This is a genomic window from Microbacterium sp. (assembly GCF_026393345.1).
In the GTDB taxonomy this organism is placed as follows: domain Bacteria; phylum Actinomycetota; class Actinomycetes; order Actinomycetales; family Microbacteriaceae; genus Microbacterium.
This window is the reverse complement of sequence record NZ_JAPLAI010000035.1, coordinates 62073-80456: the sequence shown is the minus strand read 5'-3', so window position 1 is coordinate 80456 and position 18384 is coordinate 62073. Positions and strand designations below refer to the sequence as shown.

The 18384-nt window shown below is 69.8% G+C and carries 15 protein-coding genes and 1 pseudogene; 8 read left to right on the top strand and 8 right to left on the bottom strand.

The annotated features are described in order from the left end of the window. Positions 1–705, top strand: a pseudogene (locus NT132_RS05210) (GTP-binding protein); the annotation flags it as partial. Here the strand turns inward: NT132_RS05210 and NT132_RS05205 are convergent. The 4 genes from NT132_RS05205 to NT132_RS05190 all read right to left on the bottom strand — a co-directional run bounded on the left by NT132_RS05205 (position 634) and on the right by NT132_RS05190 (position 6482). Continuing rightward, positions 634–1281 carry a hypothetical protein gene (locus NT132_RS05205; protein ID WP_297785854.1) on the bottom strand — a complete coding sequence of 216 codons (648 nt, stop codon included), beginning with the start codon at positions 1279–1281 and terminating at the stop codon, positions 634–636. The pseudogene NT132_RS05210 and the gene NT132_RS05205 overlap by 72 nt on opposite strands. 73 nt (positions 1282–1354) lie before the next feature. Continuing rightward, positions 1355–2092: an IniB N-terminal domain-containing protein gene (locus NT132_RS05200; RefSeq protein WP_297785851.1), complete on the bottom strand. Its 738-nt coding sequence runs from the start codon at positions 2090–2092 to the stop codon at positions 1355–1357. Between the two features lie 88 nt (positions 2093–2180). Beyond that, positions 2181–4757 carry a LuxR C-terminal-related transcriptional regulator gene (locus tag NT132_RS05195; protein ID WP_297785848.1) on the bottom strand — a complete coding sequence of 859 codons (2577 nt, stop codon included), beginning with the start codon at positions 4755–4757 and terminating at the stop codon, positions 2181–2183. A 33-nt stretch (positions 4758–4790) separates the two neighbouring features. Then, positions 4791–6482: an Hsp70 family protein gene (locus tag NT132_RS05190; RefSeq protein ID WP_297785845.1), complete on the bottom strand. Its 1692-nt coding sequence runs from the start codon at positions 6480–6482 to the stop codon at positions 4791–4793. A gap of 419 nt (positions 6483–6901) precedes the next feature. Between NT132_RS05190 and groES the strand changes: the two genes are divergently transcribed. The 3 genes from groES to NT132_RS05175 all read left to right on the top strand — a co-directional run bounded on the left by groES (position 6902) and on the right by NT132_RS05175 (position 9926). Further along, on the top strand, positions 6902–7198 hold the full coding sequence (gene groES, locus NT132_RS05185) for a co-chaperone GroES (protein WP_047543013.1): 297 nt from the start codon (positions 6902–6904) through the stop codon (positions 7196–7198). Between the two features lie 149 nt (positions 7199–7347). Further along, positions 7348–8298, top strand: a complete 951-nt coding sequence (rarD, locus tag NT132_RS05180) for an EamA family transporter RarD (protein ID WP_297785833.1) — start codon at positions 7348–7350, stop codon at positions 8296–8298. Between the two features lie 281 nt (positions 8299–8579). Then, entirely contained in the window at positions 8580–9926 is a 1347-nt protein-coding gene (locus NT132_RS05175) for an ABC transporter substrate-binding protein (protein WP_297785829.1), read from the top strand. Positions 9927–10034: 108 nt separating this feature from the next. Here the strand turns inward: NT132_RS05175 and NT132_RS05170 are convergent, their stop codons facing one another. Next, positions 10035–10646, bottom strand: a complete 612-nt coding sequence (locus tag NT132_RS05170) for a TetR/AcrR family transcriptional regulator (protein ID WP_297785826.1) — start codon at positions 10644–10646, stop codon at positions 10035–10037. Between the two features lie 126 nt (positions 10647–10772). Between NT132_RS05170 and NT132_RS05165 the strand changes: the two genes are divergently transcribed. Beyond that, positions 10773–12458: an MFS transporter gene (locus NT132_RS05165; protein ID WP_297785823.1), complete on the top strand. Its 1686-nt coding sequence runs from the start codon at positions 10773–10775 to the stop codon at positions 12456–12458. Between the two features lie 54 nt (positions 12459–12512). Here the strand turns inward: NT132_RS05165 and NT132_RS05160 are convergent, their stop codons facing one another. Genes NT132_RS05160 through NT132_RS05150 form a run of 3 tightly spaced genes read right to left on the bottom strand, consistent with a single transcriptional unit; the run spans position 12513 to position 15019 of the window. Beyond that, positions 12513–13637, bottom strand: coding sequence for an FAD-dependent oxidoreductase (locus NT132_RS05160; RefSeq protein ID WP_297785820.1), 1125 nt, complete (start codon positions 13635–13637; stop codon positions 12513–12515). Then, positions 13634–13831 carry a ferredoxin gene (locus tag NT132_RS05155; protein ID WP_297785816.1) on the bottom strand — a complete coding sequence of 66 codons (198 nt, stop codon included), beginning with the start codon at positions 13829–13831 and terminating at the stop codon, positions 13634–13636. Before NT132_RS05155 ends, NT132_RS05160 begins: the two co-directional genes overlap by 4 nt. A 15-nt stretch (positions 13832–13846) precedes the next feature. Beyond that, positions 13847–15019, bottom strand: a complete 1173-nt coding sequence (locus tag NT132_RS05150) for a cytochrome P450 (RefSeq protein WP_297785812.1) — start codon at positions 15017–15019, stop codon at positions 13847–13849. 293 nt (positions 15020–15312) lie between these two features. Here NT132_RS05150 and NT132_RS05145 point away from each other — a divergent pair, with 293 nt between their 5' ends. Genes NT132_RS05145 through NT132_RS05135 form a run of 3 tightly spaced genes read left to right on the top strand, consistent with a single transcriptional unit; the run spans position 15313 to position 18380 of the window. After that, positions 15313–16425 carry an NAD(P)/FAD-dependent oxidoreductase gene (locus NT132_RS05145; protein ID WP_297785809.1) on the top strand — a complete coding sequence of 371 codons (1113 nt, stop codon included), beginning with the start codon at positions 15313–15315 and terminating at the stop codon, positions 16423–16425. A gap of 28 nt (positions 16426–16453) precedes the next feature. Then, positions 16454–17422 carry a phosphotriesterase gene (locus NT132_RS05140; RefSeq protein WP_297785807.1) on the top strand — a complete coding sequence of 323 codons (969 nt, stop codon included), beginning with the start codon at positions 16454–16456 and terminating at the stop codon, positions 17420–17422. Between the two features lies 1 nt (position 17423). Further along, a complete protein-coding gene (locus NT132_RS05135) occupies positions 17424–18380 on the top strand; it encodes a phosphotriesterase (protein WP_297785804.1) in 957 nt (318 codons plus the stop codon). Positions 18381–18384 lie beyond the last annotated feature (4 nt).

Below are 18384 nucleotides of genomic sequence, written 5' to 3'. Positions count from 1 at the left end.
CCCATCCGAGAACGTCTCCTGGTCTCGGCGGACCGGTTCCTGAAACCGCAGCCGCACCCGGTGCCGACGGTCGCGCAACGTCAGCGCTTGCTCGACCGGTTCGGCGTGTTCGGCGTGCGGCTCGGGGCGACGCTGGTGCGCGCAGGAGCGACGACCTCGACGGAACTCGCCCAGCGCCTCGTCCTCAACAGTGGGCTGGAGGAGCTGGAGACCTTCGTCACGAGCCAGTTCCGCGCGCGGGCGACCGCGTTGAAGGCGCGAGCCGTGCTCGCCGGGCTGGGCGATCTGCTCCGTGATCGTCACCGAGCGGGCGCGGATAACGTGCGCGCGGGGATCGAGCGGGTCGAGATGAACCTTCATGATGCCGAGGAGCTCGCGGTGCTCGCCCACCTCCGCACGCAGACAACCGTGCTGGACGCCGAGGAGGCCCGTGACGCCGACCGCATCCTCGGCGGCTACGGCACGGAGCCGCAGCAACGTCTCGGGGTGGGCAGGGATGCCGACGCCGACCGGATCTCGAACCGGGTCGACGAGCTGATCGGGCGCTGGCGGCGGCGGCAGGAGAGCCCCACGGCGGACCGGGCCACGGCGCGGATGTGCCGGGTCGTCGTGCGGAGCGTGGAGGGAGCTGCCTCAGACCTGGGCGGCCGGGTCGGGGCCGGAGTCCCGCGCGGCGACGTCGTGACGCTCGGCCGTCCAACGTAGCGCGGGCGGCATCACCGCGAACAGGAGACCCAGGAGCAGGAGACCCGCCTGAGCGATCAGAAGCACCGCCAGGGGGCGTCCGCGGTCCCCGAAGGCGACCAGTTCCCGGGCGAACGGTAGCAGCGCGCACACCACGAGGAGGGCGCCCAGCATCCACCACCTGGTCCGCGGTCGCCGGTTCGCGTACGACACCTGCGCCACGATCTGCACCAGCAGCAGGCCGACGATGACGCCGAACACGGTCCAGCTGAGGATCTCCGCCACGGATGCATAGGTCTCTGGTGCGCGCGAGCCGTCCACCGCGCGCACGCGCTCCGTGATGTCCGGCACGTGCGCCTTACGGATGAGGAACAGGTAGGTCGCCGCGGACGCGCCCGCGAAGGTCGCCAGGATCCAGAAGAACTGACTAGCACGCACGGTCGCCGGCGGATGCCGCCGGATCAGCACCGGAGCGCCGCCCACGCTGTCGAAAGAAGGGCGGGGTGGGGCTTGCGCTGCGGCCGCGGCTTTCTCCGCCGCGGCCCGCTCCGCCGCGATCCGCTGAGCTTCGGCGCGGCGGACCGCGCTGAAAGTCACGGGGCCGCCGACAGCCGATCGCACGGCCGATGAGGGTTCCGCGGGCCGTACCGGCCTGGCTTCGGTGGGCCGCTCAGAACTGGTCATCGACGGGGCTGTCGACGACGGACGAACCGTCGGACCCGTACACCACGTCCGCGTCCACGCCCGTCGTGGAGTCGGTGGTCGTCGTCGCGGTCTCGTTGTACGACTCCGCAGCGGACTGGGTCGTCGAACTGTCGTTCGCGGAGTCCGTCACCGCGATGACGCTCGAGGCATCCGTGGTCGTCGTCGTGTCCGTGGCGGTGTTGTTGGAGTCGGCCACGACGGATGTCGTCGTGTCATTGCCCATGTTCACGTCGCCGCCGGCGTCGATGTGACTCGACTCGTCCAGGGTCTGATCGATGTCGACGTCGTCACCCGCAGCGACGGCATTGTCCCCGGATGCGACGACAGTTCCCTGATCGAACACCTGGTTCACGTCTCCGTCTGCCCAGATGTTCTGATTGACCGACTGGTCGACGACCGTGTCGCGGTCATCCACGTAGGCGAAGTTGTTGATGATGCTTCGGATCTCGTTGATCACGGGATCCTCGTTCGCCGGTCGCGCGGGAGGGGGCGACACGGCCTGGACGGCCGGCACGATGGCCGGACGATCGATGACGATCGGTGCCACCGCGCACACCTCGGCGTGCGTCACGGTGTTCAATCCGCGTCCGGCGAGGGTCCCGTTGGGGTCCTCATCGAACTTCGCTGCTGCGTCCGGGTCGCGCAGCAGACTCAGGATGAATTCGATGAGCGCATCTGCGACCGTGACCAATGTGACGCTCATGCGAGCCTCCTCCGTGTTTCTGCTTTGAACGTTAGAACGGGCGGCCGCCCGCCGCGTCGGGGAAAGCCCCCCGCTCCCGCCGTGGGTACTAGGGGGTATCGAACGGTCCGGAGGGGTCCGGGTCGTGGGACACGGTCGCGGGCGATGCCGCTCCGGGGGGCTCGTGGTCGGCGTCCTCGAGAACAGTGCGCAACTTGCCGATCAGGTCGGAGCGCGAGGTGGCACCGAGACGCCGGCGGATGCGGGCGATGTGGTGCTCTGCCGTCCGCGGCGAGATGAAGATGGTCTCGCCAATCTCTGCGTACGTCTTTCCCTGAACGACGAGCGCGGCCACCTCCATCTCCCTCGCGCTCAACAGCCCGTTGCCGCGTTGCACGCGAGGGGCGGCTCCGGCGTTGCCGTCTGCCTGCTCCTGCTGCGGGTGGAGCTGACGGGCAGCGGACAACAGTCGCGAGATCACCCGCCGATCCTCCGCATGTCCCGCGCCATGGCTGGCCAGACGTGCGGCGTCCCAGGCGAGCCCGACGTCTGCGAGGGCGACCGCTGCGGCTTCGATGCGTTCCGGATCGACGGTCCCGGTCAGCACATCCGTCCACGTCCGCCCCGCCGTGGCCATGGCAGCCGCGACGTGATTGTGGGGGGCGGCAGCGACCAGGGCGTGTGCATGGGTCGCCAGGGCGTCCGGCCGGGCCCGCAGGATCTCGCGCTGGATACCCGCCCAGTGGAGGTGCGCCGACCAGGCCGGCGGGGAACCCAGCCGGTCCACGAGGCGCAGCGCCTGCTGGAAGGGCCGTTCGAGTCGCTCGGCGTCACCCATGAGCGCGGAGACGACAACGAACTCGGTGAGCGGATGGATGCTGTAGAGGTCTGGGTCGACCCGCATGACGTCGTCGCGGCAGCGCTGCCAGAGCGAGCGCAGGGTGGCCGAGTCGCCGTAGCGTCTTGTGTACGCGAGAACGACGGCATCCCGGAGCAACCGGTCGCGCGCGCTCAGCGTGCCGGGCAGGGCCTGAACATTCGCCAGTCGCGTCTCCGTCTCGACCGGCCGTTGCCGTCGCAGCGCCACCCACGCCGCCCAGAGCAGCAATCGCGGGCGCGCCCATGAGCCGCCGTGGTTGCCGCGCAACGCCTCCGTCAGCACATTGTGGGCGATGTCGAGCTCACCGAGATTCACCGCAGTGATCGCGGCGAGCACGGCAGGGAGGTCCGGAAGCGGTCCCTGCGTGCCCGACTCGGTGTACGTCGCCGCCGCCCGGACCAATTCCTCGACCGCTCCGGTCGCGGGGGCCGCGAGCGTGCCGCGCAACCCCCGGCTGAGCAGCCGCATCGAGACGGCGGCCGCCGAGGGGAACGCGCGCAGCGGGAGCGAGACGGCGAGGGCGTTCAGTGCCGCTTCGCGGTCCCCAGCGCCGAGTGCGGCGATTGCGGCGTGGGCGACGATCAGGGGCTCATCAAGCGGCGCGGACACGAATGCGGCGTCGCTCATGTCCATGAGCCCGCGCGCCGCCCACACCGCAGCGACGGTGTCCACCGCCCGGGGGTATGACGGATGGGTGGGGGGGATCTCGACGCTGTCGAGCAGCACCCCCGCGGCGTCGATGTCTCCCCGCGCCCACTCGGCGAGGCCTTGGCGCACGGTCACCGCCGTCGTGTCCGCGCCGGCGGACTCCGCGCTCCGGAACAGCTCGGCCGCTCGAGACGGATCGCGCGTGAGCTGCGTGTCACCCAGGCGCAGCAGGGTATCCGCCACCCGCGGATCCGTGACGCCGTCGAGGTACTCCAGGAGCAGCCCCACACCCTGGCCCGCATCCCCATCCACCAGGTGGACGATCTGGTCCACCGGCGTGGTCGCCAGGACAGCGGTGCGGACGATGGGGACCGGTCGGCCGTTGCGCAGGAGCAGCCCCTCCGCGTGGCCGGCGAACAGTCCGCCATCATCGTCACCCTCGATCGACACGCCGAGCGCCTGCCGCCGCACCCTGGCCGCGACACCTGGATCGATCGTCTCGAGTCGCTCCGCGATGACGTCGTGCAGTGCATCCCGCAGGTTGCGGTGGCTGGGCTCGGGGCACGGGCCGTACCCGTGCAGGGTGAGGGCCTCGAGCACGAGCCAGGTCGCTGAACCGCACATCTCCACGATGGCCGTCACGCAGGCCTCGTCGACGACGCGTTGCTCGCGGGCGAGGTACTCGCGCACCTCCACGCCCGAGACGTGGCCGAGCAGCACGACCGGGTGTTGTTTCTCCAACTCCCGGCCCACCGCACGCAGAAGCTCGTTCCGCGGCCAGGGCCGGCAGGCGAGGATGAGGCCGGCGTTCTCGTCGTCGAGTCTGGCGCTGAGGGCGGTGAGCTCGGCGTCGCTGAGCAGATGGGCGTCGTCGACGACGACGACGCCGCCGGGAGGGAGAGCCGTGAAGTCGGGTCGGTTGCCGGTCGGCGTCACATGCGAGCCGTTGCGGGCGAGCCGTTCGCGGAGGTGACGGAGGACCCGTGTCTTTCCGGAGCCGGCGGTGCCGACCACGAGTGCGCGGGGCGGGCCGCCACGGCTGTCGACGATGCCCTCCACGTGTGCATGGGCCAGCCGGTTCCACAACAGATCGTGGCCAAAGCCATGCGAGGGGGACGACGGAGTCGTCTGCACGCGCACCTCCAGGGTTCGGTGCATCAGGCGTTTGACCGGGGGGTCACGCGATGCTGTCTATGTGGTTCCCGGATCGTCCGGGGTGGGCGCTGCTGGATCCGTCGGGTCGGAAGTGGAGACGGTGCCCGGTTCTGGTTCTGGTTCTGGTTCTCCACCGGGTTCTGAGACCGGTGGGTCCGGCGTCGCTGCGGGCTCCTCTGTCGCTGCGGGTTCGGGGGGCGAGGTCGACGGATCGTCCGTGGGCGATTCCGGCGATGGCGTGGTCTGGGACGCCGGATCTTCGCTCGATCCGGTCGGAGACGACGGAGGGTCCGCGGCGGACCCGCTCGTCGAGGCGGTCTGCGCCGGCGCGGCAGGGGCGACGCCCGAGACGGCGGGAGTGCGGGTGCTCGGCGGGGAGGACGGCGACGGGCGAGCCTGCGTCCGCGGTGCGTTCCGTGAGGTCTCCGGAGCGCTGCCCGACGGTACTTGGCGGGGGCTGAGCCAATCGTCGGAACCCGTCTGCCCCGGCGCCGTGGGTGTCTCCGTGTCCGCGACCTCGCTCGCGGCGGCGATCGCCGGCCACGGGAAGACGTCTCCGGGTACCCACGTCGAGGGGGTCGTCGAGGATCCCAGGGCGCCGGCATTGGCGGCCACGAAGCCGATACCGAGGATGACGGCGGCCGCCCCGACTGCCGTGCGAGGAAGCACACGGCGCAACCAGGAGCGCTCGTTGGTGGCATGAGCCGTGCTCAGCGGGAGGCTCGTGGTCCCGGCGCCAGCCTCCCGTGCGATGCCTGCGGCAGCCTGCGACGCCGCGCGGGCGGCGCCCAGGGCGACGATCGCCTTGGGGTCGGTGTCAACCGCGATGAGACAGTCGAACCGCTCCGAAAGCAGTTGCGCTACGCGCGGGATGCGGGAGGTCCCGCCGGCGAGCACGATGGCGTCGAGATCCGCTCCGGTCAGGTCCGCGTCGGCGAGGGACCGGGCAACGACATCGATCGTGCGCAGCACGTCGTCCTCGATCATCTCCTCGAGTTCGGATCGCGTGATCCGAACCGACCGGGCACGGCGGCCGAGCAGTACCGGCACAACGGCCTCCGTGTCGAAGGACAACGCCTCTTTGGCATCCACGCATTCTCGGCGGAGTGCCGCCAGTGCGAGGCGGTTCTGCTCCGAGGTGTCGCTCGTGTCCACTCCGGCCGCGGTGGCGACGTGGCGGAGGATCGCGTCGTCCAGGCCGGTGCCACCGATGTCGCTCAGCCCAGCCGGTGAGCCGACGACGCGCAGCGTCCCGCTGGAGTCTTTGCGCAGCACGGTGACCTCGAAGCCGGCGGCACCGAGGTCATAGACGAGTATCGGGCGGCCCACGCGCACCGGTGCGGCGGCGTCATAGTGCACTGCTGCGGCCTCCGACGCGCCCGCCAGCGTGACTCGGGTGACCCCGGCGCGGTCCAGGCCTTCCGTCAGGATGCGGCGACGATGTGGACCCCAGGTCCCCGGCACGGTCACATGGATCTCTGCGGGCGCGTCGCCCTCCCGCTCCTGAACCCGACCGACGACCCACGCGACGGTGTCGGCGAAGAGGTCTTCTGCGCGATGAGGTGCACCGCCGACGATGATCGGCGTCTCGTCGCCCACACGCCGGACGAATTCTCGGACGAGACCCTCGGGCTGGGTGAGCCCGCGCCGCTCGGCGGCGTCGCCGAACAGGACGACGTGATCGTCGCGATAGACGACACTCGGTGCTCCGTCGCCGTTCCGTCCCAAGGGAAACGACGCCGCGGCGACAGATCCATCGGAGAGGGTCCGCGCTGTCGCGGCTCCCATCCGGCTCGTTCCAACATCGATGGCGAGTACGTAGCCACCCATGAGCGGCCTCCCCCCATCGGGTGAGTTGACTGTATATCACTGGACCGACAGCCGCGCGGGGCGAAGCGAGAATGGGGGATAGCGGGCTTCCGTCCCCGGGTTTCCGGGGCGTTTTCGTCACCCCGCCCGTCGGCTTAGGGGGCGTTGGGGGGATTAGGGGTTTCGGCGTGCGGCGAGGCCGGCGTGACCGGACATGACGCCGATTGGCACTCGCGTTGCATGAGTGCCAGCCGGGCGCATACACTTGCGTTAGCACTCTCGGTGTGAGGGTGCTAATGAGTCTTCCGTTTCACGAAGCGAGAAAGAAGAGGTAGACCGTGTCGGTTTCTATCAAGCCGCTCGAGGACCGCATCGTCATCCAGCAGGTCGAGGCCGAGCAGACCACCGCGAGTGGCCTGGTCATCCCCGACACCGCCAAGGAGAAGCCCCAGGAGGGCGAGGTCGTGGCCGTGGGCCCCGGTCGCATCGACGACAACGGCAACCGCGTTCCGCTCGACGTCGCCGTCGGCGACCGCGTGATCTACAGCAAGTACGGCGGAACCGAGGTCAAGTTCGGTGCCGACGAGTACCTCGTGCTCTCGGCCCGCGACGTCCTCGCGGTCGTCGTCCGCTGACGCAGCGTCCTGTGAGCGAAGGGCCCGCGATGCTCCGGCATCCGGGCCCTTCGCCGTTCCCGGGCGGGTTGGCAGAAACCCGCCGGAGGTCGGCAGGGGACGGATGCGGCGGCGCGCCCGCGCGTGATCCTCGCCCCTAGGCTGGGGAGGTGAACCCGAGACCTGCCGCCGATCAGACCGTCGCGGGCGGGGTCTACGCCTTCCTCGCCTATCTGCTCTGGGGCTTCCTTCCGGTGTACTTCCTCATCCTCGCCCCCACCGGTGCATGGGAGGTCGTGGCCTGGCGGATCATCCTGTCGCTGGTGTTCTGCGCGATCCTCATCGCGATCACCCGGTCGTGGCGGCGGTTCGTGACGGTCATCCGGCAGAAGCGGCTGCTGCTGTGGACCGCGGTGGCCGGCATCCTCGTCTATGCCAACTGGCAGGTGTTCCTCCTCGCCACGCTGAGCGGACACGTCATCGAGACGAGCCTCGGCTACTTCATCAATCCGATCGTCACGGTGCTGCTCGGCGTGCTGGTGCTGCGCGAACGGCTGCGGATCACGCAGTGGATCGCGATCGGCCTGGCCGCGCTCGCCGTCATCGTCATCGTCGTCGGCTACGGCGCGTTCCCCTGGATCGCGCTGAGCCTGGCGTTCTCGTTCGGCCTGTACGGCCTGGTGAAGAAGCAGATCGGCCCGCAGGTCGACGCGATCAGCGGGCTGACGCTGGAGTCGTTCTGGCTGACCCCGATCGCGATCGTGCAGCTGATCGTGGTGGGGGTCACCACCGGGATCACCTTCGGCACCGCCGGGGCGGGTCACGCCGCGCTCCTCGCCGTCGCCGGAATCGCCACCGCGACGCCGCTGCTTTTGTTCGCGGCGGGTGCTCGCCGGGCGCCGCTCACCCTGGTCGGCATGCTGCAGTTCATCGCCCCGATCCTGCAGTTCATTCTCGGCGCGTGGGTGCTCGGCGAGGAGATGACGACCGGACGCTGGATCGGATTTGCGATCGTGTGGGTGGCGCTGATCGTGCTGACGGTCGATTCGATCGTGGCGGGTCGTCGTGCGCGTTCCGGACGCGCCGCCGCGTCGGTCTCGGACGTCGTCGAACTCACCTGAGTCGCTCTCCGGGCGGGCCGCATCCGGAGTCGCCGCCGCACCCCATCCGTCCCGTTCCTCGCTCGCTTCGCCGAGACTTCACGTATGTCCCGTATTCAGGCCCGATACGGGACATACGTGAAGTCTCGCGCCCGGGGCCCGGAGATGGCCGTTATCGGACCGAGATTTGACTGTTTCAGACCGTTAACACATCGCAACACTCGCGAGATGGTGACCCCACTAGCGTTGCCCCTACTGGGGCGCCCTGCGCTGCCCCGTGTTCACCCACAGCAAGGAGCAACATGAGCGTCTTCACACGTTCTCGTGCGGCGAAGGTCCTGAGCGGCATCGCTCTGGTCGGCGCGAGCGCCCTCGTCCTGGCCGGATGTTCGGGCAGCGGCGATGCCGATTCCACGGATGCGGCAGGGTTCGACTTCCCGATCGATTGCGACGAGGCACAGCCCGCCTCGTACACGCCGGAGTACTCGTCGACGTCGACCGGTCCCGGTACCGACCTGACGTACAAGATCGGCACGGCATTGCCCGTGACCGGCAACCTGGCCTTCCTCGGCCCGCCCGAGATCGCCGGCACCAACTACGCCGCATCCGTGGTGAACGAGGCCAACAAGGGCGTCACCGTCGACCTCATCCAGGGCGACTCCGGTGACACCGACAACAAGGCCTACGAGACCGAGATCCCGCGTCTGCTCGGTGAGGGCGCCACCGCCATCATCGGCGCCGCTTCCTCGGGCACCTCGCTGCAGTTCATCGACCAGGTCATCGCGGCCAACGCGATCCAGTTCTCGCCGGCGAACACCTCCGCTGCCTTCACCGGCTACGAGGACAACGGCCTGTACTGGCGCACCGCCCCCTCGGACGTGCTCCAGGGCGAGGTGCTCGGCAACCTGATCGCCGCCGACGGCGCCGAGACGCTGGGCCTGATCGTGCTCAACGACTCCTACGGCACCGGCCTCGCCTGCTTCGCGAAGCAGGCGTTCGAGGCAGCCGGTGGCGAGGTCGTCGCCGCGTCGCTGTACAACACGGGTGACACGAACTTCTCGTCGCAGGTCGAGGACGTCCTCGCCGCCGACCCGGACGCGATCGCGCTGATCACGTTCGAAGAGGTCAAGACGATCATCCCCGAGCTCATCGGCGCGGACTACCCGGCCGACCAGCTGTACTTCGTCGACGGCAACCTCGCCAACTTCGGTGACGAGTTCGATGAGGGCACGCTCGCGGGCGCCAAGGGCACCTACCCGGCGGTCGACCCGGCATCCATCGCGGACTTCCGCGACGCGCTGCAGGCCTACGTCACCTCGACCGGCGCGGCCGAGCTCGAGGACTTCACGTACGCACCTGAGTCGTACGACGCGGTCATCCTGCTCGCGCTGGCAGCCCTCGAGGCCGGTTCCACGGCGGGCCCGGATGTGGCGGCTCACCTGCAGTCGGTCTCCGGCGGCGTCGATGGCGGCACGAAGTGCACCACCTACGCCGAGTGCGCGGACATCATCATCGGAGGCGGCCAGGCCGACTACGACGGTGTCTCCGGTCCGATCACGTTCAACGAGGTCGGCGACCCGACCGAGGCGTCGATCGGTGTCTTCCAGTACGGCGAGGACAACAACTACGAGTTCCTGAACGTCGGCTGACGCGCAGCACCCGATGGGCGGCCCCGGTCTTCGGACCGGGGCCGTTCCCCTGTGCGGGCGCGGGACGCCGAGCCGTCGCCCTTCGCACGATGACGGCTCGGTCGGGTCCTAGGAGGCGCCGAGCAGGTTGACCCACGCGAGCGCGAGGGTGTCGAGCTGGATGCCGGAGCGGAAGTCCCATCCCTCGCGGATCCACCGCAGGTTGGTGCTGTTCAGCAGCTCCATCGCGAGATAGCCGCGGAAGGCCCGGTCCTCCGGCGAGAAGCGGTGGGCCTGCGCCATGCCGTCGACCATGTCGCCGATGACCTCGTCGAACCACGCCAGCGTGAGGTCGCGCATCTCGGAGTCGATCGCGGATGCCTCCATCGACACCACGATGTACGGCTTGATGAGGGGCCAGCGCTCCGCCTGCGCGCCCAGCCAGGGCCGGATCGCCTCGAACGTCCCGATGCGCACCGCGTCCACGAGCTTGGCGGCGGTCGAGCCGTGCTGCGGCGACGGGTTGCGCTCGAGCAGGGCGTTGAGCTCCCCGATGAGGGCACGCATCAGCTCGCTCTTGTTGGGGAAGTGGGCATAGAAGGTCACGCGGGTCGTCCCCACCGCGGTCGCGATGTCGTCGATCGTCGTCGGGACGTACCCCTGCTCCTGGAAGAGCCGCAGTGCTTCTTCCAGGATGCGGCGACGCGTGTTCTCCTTCTGGAGGGCGCGGAGATTGGCCATGCGCACACTGTACATACCGAACGTGGTGACCGGTCACTTGACAACACGTAAACCTCCCTCCATTCTTAGGGATCGAACGCGCACCCGATCGCGCGCCCACTGAACGGAACGAGGGAGTTCCCCCGTATGTCATTGCAGACCACCACCGTCGTCTCGAGCCGAGGCTCCGTACGACTGACCTTCGCCGCGGCCTTCCTGTCCGTCGCCCTCGCGCAGACCGCGTACGCCGTCCCGGGAGCGCTCAACGGAGCGTTCGCCTCCGAGTTCCACGCCACCGGCGCCGGCCTCACCTGGATCACCGCGATCTTCGAGATCGGGATCGTGGCGTTCGAGCTCACCTTCGGGCTGCTCGGCGACCTCTTCGGCCGTAAGAAGCTGCTCGTCGCGGGTGCCGGACTCGTCGTCGTCGGCGCCGCGCTCTCCGCGATCGCCGCCGATATCGGCTTCATGATCTTCGCGCAGGCCGTGATCGGCGTCGGCGCGGGCCTGCTGTTCCCGATCGGCCTGGCGATGGTGTCGGCGCTCACGCCCGACCGGCGCCAGCGCTCGCGGGTGATCGCGAAATGGGCCGGTTTCCTGTCGCTGGGTGCGGTCATCTCCCCGGTGATGGCGGGCCTCACCGCCCAGTTCTTCACGGTGCCCGCGGCCGCCCCCGGCGAGTCCGCGGCGTTCAGCGGCTGGCGCGTCTCCTACTGGATCATCGCCGTCGTGGCCGTGGCGCTCATGGCGATGGCCGCGGCCTCGCGTGACTCGTCCTCGCCCGCGGGGCGCCGCCTCGACCTGCCCGGTCAGGTCACCTTCGCGCTCGGGCTCATCGCGGTCCTCTACGCCACCGTCACCGCGGTCGACCATGGCTTCACCCACGTGCCGGTCATCGTCGCGTACATCATCGGTGTCCTCCTCCTCGTGGCCTTCGTCATCATCGAGAAGCGCTCGCCGGCGCCGCTGCTGCACCTCGAACTGTTCCGCAATCGCACCTTCTCGATCGCGGCCATCGTCGCGGTCACCGGCATGTTCGCGTTCCTCGCGATCTGCTTCTCGACCTCCATCACGGTCGGCGCCCTCGCGCAGGAGCCGGTCTGGGTCATCGGCGTGCTGTTCGTCATGATCCAGGGCCCGGCGTTCCTGCTCTCGCCGATCGTCGGACGCCTCATCCACTCGGTCCAGCCGCGCTGGCTGCTCTCGGTCGGCTTCGCGCTGATCGGTATCGCGGGCATCTGGATCTCGTCGTTCTCCCTCGGCGTGCCCGCCCGCTTCGGCGGCACCGAATGGACGGCGTTCATCGCTCCGCTGCTCGTGCTCGGGGTGGGCTTCGCCCTGACCATCGGTTCGGTCACCGCCGTGGCCGTCAACACCGTGCCGGAGCACCAGATCGGCATGGCGTCGGCCACCACGAGCCTCATGCGCGACCTCGGCTTCACGCTCGGCCCCGTGATCGGTTCGGTGATCGCGTTCGGTCTCGGTGCGGCGGCGTTCGCCGTGCCCGTCGTGGCGGCGCTCCAGGGTGCAGGGCTCCCGGCCGAGGCCGTGCAGGGGCTGTCGCAGATCCCGCCGCTCGCGTGGCTCTCGGGCTGGGACGGCGTCGTCGCCCAGTTCTCCGGCGAGATGCTCGCCTCCGGTGCGCCGCAGGCCGCCGTCGACGGTGCGGCGGCCGCACTCACCGGTGCCCAGGCCGAGATCATGGGGGCGGCCGGCTCGTCGCTCGGCGGCGGCTACTCCGTGGTCTATCTCGTCGCCGGCATCACCGCGATCGCCTCGGCGGCACTGACGCTGTTCATCCCGGTGCGCACCCGCGCCGAGCGCGACGCCTGATCGCAGACGAAGAGAGGGGCCCGGGTGACCGGGCCCCTCTCTTCGAGCCTGCAGCTACGCGGCGTCCGCGAGCCGGCGGAGCTTCGGGATCGGCATGCGCTGGTCCACGGCGATGACCGAGCGCCCCCCGTTCGGACGCGTCCACCGCAAGACGGCGGGAATCGTGCCGGGCTCACCGGCGACGAACTCCGGGTCCCCTGTCACGGGCAGGTCTCCGACGGCCTTCACGGCGTGACCGAACTGCTCGGTCCAGAAGTAGTTCTGGAACCGCAGCGGCGCGCTCTCAGCGCTCAGCAACGCCCGCGCCGCGACCTTGGCCTGCTCGATCGCACTCGTCCACAGCGCGGTGCGAGCGCCGCCCGACCAGTGCGCCACATCTCCCGCGGCGACGATGCCGTCGCCGACGACGCCGCGCGCGTCGGGGGCCAGCCGCCCCGCATCCAGGAGGCCGGACCGCGCCAGCCACTCGACGTTGGGGACATCGCCCACCGCGCTGATGACGACGTCGGCCGCGTGGCGGGCGCCGTCGGCGGTCGTCACGGTGCAGCGGCCGTCGTGGTCCTCGATGGTCGCCGAGGTGGTGCGGAGCACGCGCAGGCCCTGGGCGAGGGCGGATGCGGTGAGCAGTGCTCCCACGTAGGCGCCGAGGTGCCGTGACATCGGTTCGGCGGTCGAGACCAGCGTGGTGGCGCACCCCGCGGCGAGGGCGCCGGAGGCGATCTCCATGCCGAGCACGCCACCGCCGAGCACGAGAACATCCGGGCGGCCGATCAGCGCGCGCTGCAGGCCCTGCGCGTCGGTAAGGTCGCGCAGCGTGGTCTCGCCCGGGAGGGAACTGAGTCGCCGGGCGCGGGAACCCGACGCGATGACGAGGCCGTCGTAGGGCACCGCGTCGCCGTCGTCCAGGTCGACGCGGCGCCGGTCGACGTCGAGACCGACGGCAGACACACCGCGGAGCTCCCGCGCCCCGTGACCGGCAGGCGGAAGCTCGTGGGCGGTGAGATCGGCATCCACCCGGAGCAGCGCCTTTGAGAGGGCGGGACGGCTGTAGGCCGCGCACGGTTCCGAACCGACGATCGTCAATTCTCCCTCGAAGCCCTCGTCGCGGAGGGTGTCGCAGGCGGTCAGGCCTGCGATCCCCCCGCCGACGACGACGATGCGATCGAGCGCCCGGTTCATGCGGTGTCGACCAGGCGCAGTGCCGCCACCGGGCAGACGCGCACCGCGGCCTGGGCCGCGGCGGCGTCCGCGTCATCGACGTCGGCGACGTCGATGATCAACTCGCCGTCGTCGTCGAGGTGCATGAGCTGCGGAGCGGCCTCTTCGCACAGGCCGTGGCCTTCGCATCGGGGTCGGTCGAGCTGGATCTTCATCGGGGCTCCTTCGTGTTACGCCGGGACGACGTCGTAGACAGGCAGGGCGCTGATGCTGCGGGTGACGTTGGAGGGTTCCCGCTCCTCGGCGCCGACGGAGAACGAGTCGACGTGAGCGGCGAGGGCTCGGATCACGGCGTGCGCCTCGAGTCGGGCGAGGCCCTGCCCGGCGCAGCCGTGCGGGCCGTAGCCGAACGACAGGTGATCGACGGGGTTGCGGCCGATGTCGAACGTGTCCGGGTCGGCGTAGTGACGCGGATCGCGGTTGCCCGCACCGAAGAGGATGGCGACCTGCGCCCCTTCCGGGATGACCAATCCGTCGATCTCGACGTCGCGCGTCGCGCGTCGCCCCCAGGCGTGGATCGGCGACCAGAACCGGAGCACCTCGTTGAAGGCGGCCGACGCGAGTGTCGGATCCGCCGTGATGCGGGCGAACTGCTCCGGGTGGCGGCCGAAGAGCGCCACGATGTTGCCGATGGAGGCGACCGTGGTGTCGACGCCGGCACCGAGGTACTGATGGATGATGTGGCCCGCCGACCCCGCCGGGATCCGGCCGGCGGCCTCGGCGTCGAAGATCCCACGGCCGATGGAACCCTCCGTCAGGTCTGCGGCGATGACCGAGCTGCACCACTGGTAGAGCTCGCCGGCGATCGGGAAGTTCTCCTGGGTGCGCTGGTTGAACGGGCCGATGACCTCCATCGCCGCCTGCCCCCACCGCAGCATGTTCGCCTTCACCTCGCCGGTGAAGCCGATCAGGTCGGCGACGATCTCCAGCGGGAAGGCGCGCGCGAGCTGATCGATCGCGTCGAACCCGCCCCGGCCCGCCAGCTCGGCGACGAGCGCCTGGGCCTTCCGGTCGATCGTCTCGCCGAGCGGCCGGAGGGCGCGCGGGGTGAGGTTCTCCGACAGCGCGGCACGCAGCATGGTGTGCTCCGGCGGGTCCGACCGCAGCGACGTTCCGGTCAGCGCGTCGTTGACCATCGGGTTGAACCCGATGGATGCGGAGGAGAACGACTCCGGGTCGCCGAGAGCCGCCCGGATGGTGTCGTACCGGGTGAGGGCGTACACGTCGTTGCGGGGGAGATGGACGACGGGGCCCTGGTCGCGCAGCGCGGCGAACGTGGCGTACGGATCGACGAGGATCTCGTCGGCGAACAGGTCGATGTCTGAGGTCGTCGGTGACGTCATTGTGCGCATCCTTGAGTCTCAAGATCCGCTCGATCGCGGATCGGTTTACAGGCAGTAAAGCCCGATTCGGACGCGCTGTAAAGTTTTTCGGCTGGGATGTTCAGTCACTTGACGTGATGTAAAGCGAGTGCCATGATCAATGAATCGACCGCCGTCGGGTACGGCGGTCACCCGGGAAACCACTCGATGAGGAGCACCGTGGGCATTGCAGCCGCCATTCCCCGCTTCGCCGGCCCCGTTCCGGCCGAGGGTCTCGTGTCTCGATCGACCATCACAGGAGCGGAACAACACGCATGGATCTGAACAACCTGACCGTTGCCATCGTCGGCGCCGGATACGCCGGAGCGACCACCGCCAAGGCACTGAGCCTCCTGGGCGCAAACGTGACCGTCTACGAGCAGGCGCCCGCCTCGGGCGAGGTCGGCGCCGGCATCGGGCTCCGTCCCTCCTCGATGGACGCCTTCCGCCGCTGGGGGATGCTGGACGCCATCACGAGCGTCTCGACCCCGAGCCCCTCCTTCGAGATCCTCACCGCGACCGGCGAGCTCATCATGGAGATGGAGTGGCCGGAGAAGCACGAACTGGGCCTCACCACCCACCTGATCCACCGCCGCGACTTCATCGACGCCCTGCTGGGCGTGCTCCCCGAGGGCATGGTCAGATTCGGCTACAAGATGACCACCGTGACGGATCTGGGCGAGCGCGCGCGCCTCGACTTCGAGAACGGTGAATCGGTCGAGGCCGACCTCGTGATCGCCGCCGACGGCATCAGCTCGCTCGTGCGCCGTCAGATCTTCAGCGACAAGCCGCCGGTGTTCTCCGGCGAGCACGCGTACCGTGCCGTGTTCCCGATCGCTGACGCCCACGGACTGGTGACCGACGACAAGTTCCGCATGTACATCAACGAGCTCGGCTCGAAGCTCTACCTGCTGCCGCTCGGCCGGCGCGGCCAGGTCTCGTTCGACGTGACCGTCCCGTCCGACGACGCGTCGTGGGCGCCGGCGCTGACGCGCGAGACGCTCGTCGCGGCGATGGCCGGCTTCGACCCGCGCATCGAGGAGGTCACCCGCACGCTCGACCTCGGCATCGTGAACTCCCGCGCCGCCTACGACATCGACCCGGTCGACACGTGGCACACCGGCTCCGTCGCACTCGTCGGCGACGCCGCGCACGCCATGCTGCACCACCAGGGCCAGGGCGCGAACTCCGCCGTGCTCGACGCGCAGGGCCTCGCCGACGCCCTCGCCGACGCCGCATCCGTCGCCGAGGGCCTGGCGCTCTACCAGGCGCGCCGGAAGCCCATCACCGACGAGCTGCAGCGCATCTCGCGCTCCGGCTGGGACGCCGCGGCCATCGACGACGTCTTCCCCGGTCAGCACCAGGACGAGTCGCCGGTCGCGTCCTGACGCGGCCGACGGAAGCGGAGAACAACACATGAGCACCACCGTCACCACGGTCCTCGGACCCGTGGATGCGGCCGACCTCGGCGTCGTCGCAATCCACGAAGCACTGCTCTCGGTCGTCCCGGGTGCCCAGTACGCCTTCGACATCACGATCGACCGCGCCGAGGTCTTCGAGGGCCTGCGCGCGCACCTGGACGCGTTCAAGGCCGCCGGCGGCGGCACCGTCGTCGACCGCACGGGTATGTTCCACGGGCGCGACGTGCGCCTCTACGAGAAGCTCGCCCGGGCTACGGGCGTGCACATCGTGGCCTCGACCGGGATGGGTCCGGAGGAGAACCTCGGCGGGTACTTCCTCACGCCCCAGACCAACCCGCCGACCCCGTGGCCCGCCGAACGGTTCGCTGACCTCTTCGCCGCCGAGGTGTCCGAAGGCATGGTCGTGCCGCGGGTCGAGCGTCGGGGCGGCGCGGGCCTCATCGTCACCGACGCCACCGCCGCCGGCGCCACGCCGACCGATGAGAGCCTCCTGCGCGGCGCGGCGCGTGCCGCCGCCACCACCGGCGTCGCACTGTCGTTCGGTGCGACCGCCGATCCGATCGCCGCACTGGAGATCGCGCTCGGCGAGGGACTCGCCGCCTCCCGCATCATCGTCGCCGACGTCGACCGTGCCGACGCGGACGGCGTCGCGCGCGCCGCCGCCGAGCGCGGTGCGTACGTGGCGATCGACCACGTCGGGTGGGATGCCGCATCCGGCCACCTCGCCGACGACGCCCGGGCCGACCTCGTCGCCGCGCTCATCGACGCGGGCTTGACCGACCGCATCCTGCTGTCGTCGTCGTCCACCGGCGCTGCGTTCGGCCACGCCCCGGCACCCGCCGCTCTCACCGCGGTCCTCGCCGACTTCGCCCCGCGGCTGCGGGAGCGTGGGGTGAGCGAGCAGGATCTCACGCGGATCCTCGCCACGAACCCCCAGACCGTGCTCGCCGGACAGGAGAACTGACATGACCCGCGTCAACACCGTCCTCGGCCCCGTCGCCGTCGAAGAACTCGGCTTCACCTCCATCCACGAGCACATCGGCTACGGCATGCCCGGCAGCGAGCTCGACACGAAATGGTGGAAGACCCCGGAGCAGCGCTACGAGGAGACCATCCCCAAGCTCCGGAAGTTCCGCGAGTACGGTGGCGAGACCTTCGTCGACGCCACCGACATCTGCAACGGCCGCGACCTCGACTACTACAAGTCGATCTCCGAGAAGACGGGCGTGCACCTCATCGCCTCGACCGGCTTCGTCGGCGGCGACACCGCGCTGAAGTTCTTCGCCGACGCGAGCGTCGAATACCTCGCCGACCAGTTCATCCACGAGCTGACGGTGGGGATCGGCCAGAGCGGCGCGAAGGCCGGCATCATCAAGGTCGGCGTGAGCCGGGGCTTCAAGATGCTGCCCCTGGACATGACCATCTACCGTGCCGCGGCCCGCGCCTCGAAAGCCACCGGAGCGCCGATCCTCACCCACCTCGCCGTCGACGCGCAGCCCGCGATCGACATCTTCGCCGACGAGGGTCTCCCGCTCTCGCGCGTGCTGTTCGGTCACGTCGACGATGGCGTGAGCCAGGGCAAGGTCGACGAGCAGGGCATCCTCGCCGGCGGGGGACGCCTCGGCTTCGACACGTTCGGGTACGACCTCGAACTGCCCGACCCGCCGTTCTGGGGCCGCCCACGCCAGGAGCGCCTGGATCACTTCCTGCGGGTCCTGAACGAGGGTCACGCCGACCAGGTGCTCGCCGCCGCGGACGCCAACTGCAGCCCGCTCGGCTGGCCGGGCGTCAAGGGCCACACCATCAACTACCTGTTCGAAGTGCTGATCCCGAGCCTGCACGAAGCCGGTGTCGACGACGCGATGATCCGCACGATCTTCGTCGACAACGTGGCCGACTTCTTCACTCCTCCGGCGTCCTGAAAGG